Here is a 6375-nt window from a genome sequence, read left to right as displayed (position 1 = left end):
TGGTGCTAAAGGTGGGACTTGAACCCACACGATCTTGCGACCGCCAGATTTTGAGTCTGGTGCGTCTGCCAATTCCGCCACTCTAGCAAAAAAAGAAGTGTCTAAGACACTTCAATATATTGTGGGGTGGATAGTGGGAATCGAACCCACGATCTTCAGGACCACAATCTGACGCCTTAACCAGCTAGGCCATACCCACCACGAACAATATATATATTAACAAATTATATATCTATTGTCAATTATTTTTTACAATATTAAAAGTTTATCTCGAAGATTCTTTAATGCTCTTGCTCGATGACTAATTTTATTTTTCTCTTCATGACTCATTTCTGCAAATGTTTTGTCAAATCCTTCTGGTATAAAGATGCTGTCGTAACCAAATCCATTGTCGCCTTTTTCTTCAAGTGAAATTTTACCACTGCAAATTCCTTCAATGGGAATAATATTTTTATCTTCATCGATTAAAATTATTTGTGTTTTAAAATATGCACTTCTGTCGTCTTTGTCTTTGAGATTATCTAATAACTTCTCTCTATTTTTTTTGTCATCATGCTCTGATGCATATCTTGCAGAATGAACTCCAGGTTCTCCATTAAGTGATTTTACAAATAAACCCGTGTCATCTGCTAAAACTGCGTAATTAACTCTATCTGCTATTGCACTTGCTTTTTTTAGCGCATTGTCATACAAAGTGTCGCCGTCTTCTATTACTTCAAAATCCAACCCTTCTATATCGGATTTCCCATAAATTTTTACGTCTAAATCTTGTAAAATTTCTCTTATTTCTCTCAACTTATTAATATTATCAGTGGATAAAACTAATTCTCTCATATATACTTCTCCATAATTTCAAAATATTTAAAAATATCTTCAATTCCTCTTTTAGCGCCCTTTAAAAATTCATTTAGTTCTTCAATTGAAAAAGTATCACCTTCGCCAGTACCTTGAATTTCTATTAGTTCAAATTCATCGTTCATGACAACATTTAGGTCAACATCAGCATTTGAATCTTCCCTAAAATCTAAGTCCACTAAATTTATTCCGCCAACTTTTCCTACACTAATTGCAGCAATTTTAGAAACTATTGGATTTTCTTTGAATTTTCCGCTTTCTAATGCTTTTTTTACTGCAATTTTAAGTGCAATATAAGATCCTGTTATAGATGCGGTTCTTGTTCCTCCGTCAGCCGAAATGACATCGCAGTCGATCCATATCGTTCTTTCTCCAATTTTATCTAAATCTATACATGACCTAAGTGACCTTCCAATTAATCTTGAAATTTCACTGCTTCTTCCATCAAGTTTTCCCCTTGAGATATCTCTTACTTTTCTTGTTGGCGTTGAACCAGGAAGCATTGAATATTCGCTTGAAAGCCATCCTTTATTCTTTCCTCTCAAAAATGCAGGGACTTTATTTTCAATCATCGCTGTACAAATAACTTTTGTTTCTCCCCATTCAATTAATACAGAACCATCTGGATGTTCCAAATAATTTGGCGTTATTCTAATTGGTCTTATTTCGTCGTTTTGTCTATCTTCTCTCATAATTCCCTTTCTTATTTAATAACATAGCTATTCATGTAGTCTTCTATTCCATTATAGAGTCCTCTAGCTAATTTATCAATGTAATCAGGGTCTTTTATTGTTTCTAAATCACTTTCATTTGATAAAAATCCTAACTCAGCTAGTGCAGAAACATTTTTTGTTTTATTTAATACAATTATAGCTGGTCTATTTTTAATTCCTCGATCAACAGCGCCAGTTTCCCTTATAAGCGCTTTTTGCAAACAATTTGCAAAATGTTTTTGAACAGTATCCTTTATTGAAATATTATTTTCTGAGGCATACAACACTTCAATTCCATTTGCACTTGAATTATCGGAACTGTTGAAGTGAATTGAAAGGAACAAATCAGCATTTTTATCATTAGATACAGATGCTCTATCTAAAAGTTTGACATACTCATCTCTTGTCCTTGTTATTGTTGCATTTATCTCTGGATTTGAATTTAATTTTTCCATTAAACTTTCAGCAACCAACAAATTTAAGTCCTTTTCATAAGTATATCCATCGAGTGCAATTGCACCTGAATCTTTACCTCCATGGCCAGGGTCAATAATAATATTTAACTTGCCATTTATTTCAATTTTGTCTTTAATTACTTTGTTCTTTTTATCTTTTAAATCAAGATCTGCTTCTTCAAATATTTTGTCTTCATTTCCATTATTTATTTGGCTTTTTATATTATTAGTTTCCGTTTTTTCTACATTTGATTGAAAATAGTTGCTATCAAAAATCGATACTGACTTAACATTAGATTTTTTATTGTCAGTGGAGTTTTTATTATTTTTACTACTTGTTTTTATATCAGAATTTTCACTTTTTGTTTCCTCTGTAATTGATTTTGATGACACCGTGCTAATTTCCGCTCTCACTTTTTCATTGTTCCAATTTACTTCGTATCCAAAGGTTTCTGAAATAAATCTAAGAGGTACCATTGTCTTAGTTTCTCTTCGCGGACTTTTATATAGTGCAAGTTGTGGAGCTTGTGCTTCATCTAGTGAAATTTTCTTTCCATTAACTGTTACATTTGGATTATCAATTTGCATATTAATTACATCACCATTTAAAGCAATTTTTATGCTCTCATCCTTTGAATTCCACTTTACATTAGCACCAAGTTTTTCTGTGATTTCACGAATAGGCACAAAAGTCCTTCCATCTTTTATGTATGGAGAAAATTCAGTTTTTAGCGTTTCTTTATTGACTAAAACGCCTGCTTCTTTAACTTTAAAAGCACTGCTTCCAATACTCACAGAAAAAATATTTGCTGCAAATACTGGCATAATAAGCATTGCTATAAATAATATTGATATTTTGATAATTTTTTTCATATATTTCACCTAGTTAAAGTTTATATTTCATTAACTAATTTGTCAATATTGTAACTAAATTGTAATATTTAGTCAATGATTTTATAAAGCTCATCAGAGCCTGGTTCTGATAAAGTTAGTGTTTTGTCATTAAACACTACTACTGTCTTATTTTCTTTAACTACTTCGCCAATTTTTGTAACTTTTATTCCCTCATTTTCTGTTTCTTTTTTAAACTCATTAAATTTATCTTTGTCAAAAATCATTAGCATACTCCCACTCGAAATAAGTCTCATAGGATCAATTTCATAAAATTTTGAAACTTTTTTCGTTACATCAAGCACTGGAATGTCATCATAATAAGTAGCTAGACCATAATCTATTGCTACACCTGTTTCCCAAAGTGCTCCATACAATCCGCCCTCAGTAATGTCGTGCATATGCTTTACTCCATATTTTGATGCAATTCTTGATTCTTTTAAAACTGAAATTTCGTCAGATAATGATATAGCAAGTTTTAATTCTTCTTCATTTAAAACTTCTCTTATATTAGACTTATCATGAGCAATGATACTTGTGCCCTCTATGCCAATATATTTTGAAACTGCAATCACATCTCCTGGTTTAATGCTTTTTATATCTGGTCTAATATCTTTATTAACCCTTCCTAAAACTGTAGTTGAGATTAAAATTTTATTTACTGCATCCGTTATTTCTGTGTGGCCGCCGACTATATCTACATTTAATTTAGTTGCCGTCCTATTTGCATCATCAATAATTTCTTTCAAGTCATCTATTGTTGCACTTGGCGGAATTAAAACTGTCATTAAAACTCCTACTGGGTCTGCACATTGACAACTTACATCGTTTACAGATACATTTATCGCCAAAGAGCCAATATTTTTTGATGCACCTGTTATGGGATCTGTGGATGCGACAATTAAATCTCCACCAAAATCTAAAACTGCGTTGTCTAAGCCAGTTCCGCTTTTTACAATTACTTCTTCTCTATTTGAACTCAAATTATTGAAAATATATTTTTCCAACAACTCTGCTTTTAATTTTCCTATTTCCAAATTAACACCCCTATTGGATTTTACAATTATTTAATTTGCATTTCAAATTTATAAAATCCATTCTCCATATAAATATTTTTGCTGAGAATATTTATGTTTTTAAAAACCTTATTAAAATATTCCTCGTTCTTTACTATTCCCCTAACTGTAATCTTGCCACCGTCAAAGGAATAGTTTGTTATTATTAAATTTTTGTCCTCAAGTTTTTGAATTTCAGAAATCTTATCTATAAAAATTTTATTTCTCTCCTGAAATTTATCACTAGACATATCAGTTTCTACAACTTCTTCTTTTTTTACATCTGGTGTATTTGCTATTTTAATCTCATTTTCTTTTTTAAGATTTAAAAAATATATTAAATTAAAAATTATTATTAAAGCCATAGAAAATGCTAGAATTAAATTTATAAAATTTTTCTTTTTGACACTATTCTTTTCTCTTTCATCTTTTTTTATAGAAATTTTATTGTGTATATCTTCGTCTAAGAGATTATATTCTAGGTTACTAAATTTTTTAAAAATTTCTTTAATAATTTCTGAATCACAAATATTTCCAAATAATTTTATCTTTTCACCCTTTGCAAAACTTTCTATTTTACTAATATAATTTGTAAAATAATTTTTGTATTTAAACAAAAAATCCTCATCAATCTTCGATTCTTCAGGGTCATAGCGAAGATTTATTATATTAGAGGCATTTTGTTCTTCTAACTTATTTTCTTCAATTAATTTTTCAAAATTTGTATCGTAAATTTTTTCATAAAAATTCACTAAATTATTTTTTACAGAAATTAATTTTATATATGTTGGAGAAAGTTCAACATATTTTCCATCTTTATTTATAGACTGCGGTTCTGGAATTATTTCATAGTTTGAAATCTCTAATTTTTCAAAAATTTCTTTTATTTTTGAAATTAAATTTACTGGAACTAAATCAATTGACAAATTTAAGATATCATCTTCTTTTATAAAATCGTAAAAAATTTCATATTTTAATAGATCAAAATCTCCATAATCTTCAAGTTCTAATTTAAGAAAATCCCTTATCTCCCTTTCATCAATTTCCGGGATTTTATAATTAATGTGAATAAAAGAAGAAGAGTCAAATATTAAAATTAGTTTATCCTTCCTGTTAAAATTAATTTTCTCCATAATTTTACTAAATTTGTAGTAAAAATGATGATAATCTAATATTTCACCATCTCTATAAATTCTATAAGGCAGGGCAATCTTTAACTCTTCTTTTATATCTTTATTAATTTTTATAAATCCATCCTTTATTATAAATTTAGTAATCTTTTTTTGATACATAATTCACCTGCATAATATGAAAATAATAATAGATATGCTAATAAAAGGTCCAAAGGCAATGGAATCTTTAAAACTTTTTTTCTTTAATAAAATTAAAATTAAAGAAAATACTGCTGCTATTAAAAAGGAATCCTTAAATAAATTAAAGGCTTCTAATAAATTATTCGCAAAAAATCCCATTATAAAGGAATAATAAACATCTCCAAGTCCCATCATCTCAGTGAATTTATACAGCATAAAAAAGAATAGACCTATTCCAAGAGAAAATTTTAGAGAATTAACAATATTTTCTTCTGCAAATAATTTTAAAAGCAAAGTAAAAACTAAAATTATAAAAAGGTCTATATTATAAATATATCCTGTTTTAAAGTCTATTATTCCAATAAAAGTCGCCACTGTAATTATAACAATAAATAAAATAGTATAAATTGATATTCCATATTTTAAAAAAATTAAAACGGAAAGAATCGAAATTAAAATTTCTGTAAAAAATTTGTCTATACCAATTTGTTCTCCGCAACTTTTGCATTTTCCCTTAAGATAAATATAAGAAAAAACAGGAATGATTTCATAAAATGCTAATTTTCTATGGCAATGGTCACAGTGGCTCCTTGCAAATATAAAATCTTCATTTTTTTCTCTTCTATTGACAAATAAATGATAAAAAGATGCAATGGAACCTCCAAGCATAAAAATCAAAAAAATCAGTAAAATTTTATGAATATTATTTTCCATTATCTTCTACTAAGGAATTATTTTGCACTTTTACAATGCCCGGTTCAACAACTATATCTCCATCTTCTGTTGCAGTTACTGTAAATGCAGTCCCCTTGCCTAAATGTTTTGCGGGCTTAGGAATTTTTCCACTTTCAATATATGGTTTTAAATTTTCAATATTAATGTTTTTTTCATCAGGATGATCGATTAAATATAAAATTCCTGCACTCTTTAAAACTTTTACATTAGCATTGTGTGCTGCCGCTTCTGCTGCAAGGTTTGTCGTGCTATACTTCATAGCTGCGATTGAAATTAATATTGCAATAATTGCTATTACAATTACGAGTTCAATTAGTGTAAAACCCTTCTTTTTATTTTGTATCTTCATATAACCCTC

At 28.8% G+C, this 6375-nt stretch carries 7 protein-coding genes and 2 tRNA genes; all 9 read right to left on the bottom strand.

Annotation, left to right across the window (positions count from 1 at the left end; translation table 11 throughout):
* The 9 genes from MR285_RS04620 to MR285_RS04580 all read right to left on the bottom strand — a co-directional run bounded on the left by MR285_RS04620 (position 1) and on the right by MR285_RS04580 (position 6366).
* A tRNA-Leu gene (locus MR285_RS04620) sits at positions 1-87 on the bottom strand.
* 35 nt (positions 88-122) lie between these two features.
* Positions 123-199: transfer RNA gene (locus MR285_RS04615), tRNA-His, on the bottom strand.
* A gap of 50 nt (positions 200-249) precedes the next feature.
* A complete protein-coding gene (rdgB, locus tag MR285_RS04610; RefSeq protein WP_293558499.1) occupies positions 250-834 on the bottom strand; it encodes an RdgB/HAM1 family non-canonical purine NTP pyrophosphatase in 585 nt (194 codons plus the stop codon).
* Entirely contained in the window at positions 831-1547 is a 717-nt protein-coding gene (rph, locus tag MR285_RS04605; protein ID WP_293558497.1) for a ribonuclease PH, read from the bottom strand. The genes rdgB and rph overlap by 4 nt, the downstream gene beginning before the upstream one ends.
* 11 nt (positions 1548-1558) lie before the next feature.
* A complete protein-coding gene (locus tag MR285_RS04600; RefSeq protein ID WP_293558495.1) occupies positions 1559-2896 on the bottom strand; it encodes an N-acetylmuramoyl-L-alanine amidase in 1338 nt (445 codons plus the stop codon).
* A 68-nt stretch (positions 2897-2964) separates the two neighbouring features.
* Entirely contained in the window at positions 2965-3951 is a 987-nt protein-coding gene (locus MR285_RS04595; protein ID WP_293558493.1) for an AIR synthase family protein, read from the bottom strand.
* Between the two features lie 26 nt (positions 3952-3977).
* On the bottom strand, positions 3978-5261 hold the full coding sequence (locus MR285_RS04590) for a hypothetical protein (protein ID WP_293558491.1): 1284 nt from the start codon (positions 5259-5261) through the stop codon (positions 3978-3980).
* A 3-nt stretch (positions 5262-5264) separates the two neighbouring features.
* Positions 5265-5996 carry an A24 family peptidase gene (locus MR285_RS04585; protein WP_293558489.1) on the bottom strand — a complete coding sequence of 244 codons (732 nt, stop codon included), beginning with the start codon at positions 5994-5996 and terminating at the stop codon, positions 5265-5267.
* Entirely contained in the window at positions 5986-6366 is a 381-nt protein-coding gene (locus MR285_RS04580) for a prepilin-type N-terminal cleavage/methylation domain-containing protein (protein WP_293558487.1), read from the bottom strand. Before MR285_RS04580 ends, MR285_RS04585 begins: the two co-directional genes overlap by 11 nt.
* Between the last annotated feature and the right edge of the window lie 9 nt (positions 6367-6375).

This window comes from Peptoniphilus sp. (assembly GCF_022767005.1).
Classification (GTDB): Bacteria; Bacillota; Clostridia; order Tissierellales; family Peptoniphilaceae; genus Peptoniphilus_A.
Note: the sequence above shows the minus strand (reverse complement) of the source record. Positions and strands in the feature narration are given on the sequence as shown.

What these genes read in the sequence shown, in the direction of transcription:
- MR285_RS04585 (WP_293558489.1), bottom strand. Translation starts at nt 5,996, where the DNA reads ATGGAAAATAATATTCATAAAATTTTACTGATTTTTTTGATTTTTATG.
- rdgB (WP_293558499.1), bottom strand. Translation starts at nt 834, where the DNA reads ATGAGAGAATTAGTTTTATCCACTGATAATATTAATAAGTTGAGAGAA.
- MR285_RS04590 (WP_293558491.1), bottom strand. Translation starts at nt 5,261, where the DNA reads ATGTATCAAAAAAAGATTACTAAATTTATAATAAAGGATGGATTTATA.
- rph (WP_293558497.1), bottom strand. Translation starts at nt 1,547, where the DNA reads ATGAGAGAAGATAGACAAAACGACGAAATAAGACCAATTAGAATAACG.
- MR285_RS04600 (WP_293558495.1), bottom strand. Translation starts at nt 2,896, where the DNA reads ATGAAAAAAATTATCAAAATATCAATATTATTTATAGCAATGCTTATT.
- MR285_RS04580 (WP_293558487.1), bottom strand. Translation starts at nt 6,366, where the DNA reads ATGAAGATACAAAATAAAAAGAAGGGTTTTACACTAATTGAACTCGTA.